General features: G+C 68.7%; 1 protein-coding gene. It reads left to right on the top strand.

All coding sequences use genetic code 11. The features are described 5' to 3' along the window. A partial coding sequence (locus EAO71_RS26260) for an LCP family protein (protein WP_147980302.1) occupies positions 1-770 on the top strand: 770 nt, incomplete at both ends.

Here is a 770-nt window from a genome sequence, read left to right as displayed (position 1 = left end):
GCCTGGCCGCCCCGCCCCCGACTGGCGGCGCCGGATCAAGATCGGCTCGATCGTGCTGGTCGTCGCGGTGCTCGGCTGGAGCATCGGGACGTACGCCTGGGCCAGTTCCCGGATGCGCAACGAGGTCGACCTCTCCAAGGTCATCGAGCGGCCGGCCGAGGGCGACTGCACGACGTACCTGATCGTCGGCTCCGACAGCCGCGAGGGCATGTCGGCCGAGGAGAAGAAGAAGCTGCACACCGGCTCGGCCGCCGGCAAGCGGACCGACTCGATGATGATCCTCGCGGCCTGCGGCAGCGGGAACACGATGATCTCGCTCCCCCGCGACTCCTGGGTCACCATCCCCTCCTTCGTGGGCTCGGAGTCCGGCAAGAAGTACGCGGCCCGCGGCGCCACCAAGCTCAACGCGGCCTACGCGATGGACGGCCCCGAGCTGCTCGTGCGCACGGTGGAGTTCAACACCGGCCTGCGCATCGACCACTACGCGGAGATCGGCTTCGCCGGGTTCGCGAACATCGTGGACGCGCTCGGCGGTGTGGACCTGAACATCGAGAAGGGGTTCAAGGACAAGAACTCCGGCGCCGACTTCCAGGCCGGTGAGCAGACCCTCAACGGCGAGCAGGCCCTGGCCTTCGTCCGCACCCGGTACGCGTTCGCGCAGTCGGACCTGGCCCGGACGAAGAACCAGCAGAAGTTCCTCTCGGCCCTGGCCAACCAGGCGGCGACGCCGGGCACGATCCTCAACCCGTTCAAGCTCTACCCGACCCTGG

Source organism: Streptomyces sp. MS191 (genome assembly GCF_008042125.1).
Taxonomy (GTDB): Bacteria; Actinomycetota; Actinomycetes; order Streptomycetales; family Streptomycetaceae; genus Streptomyces.
Note: the sequence above shows the minus strand (reverse complement) of the source record. Positions and strands in the feature narration are given on the sequence as shown.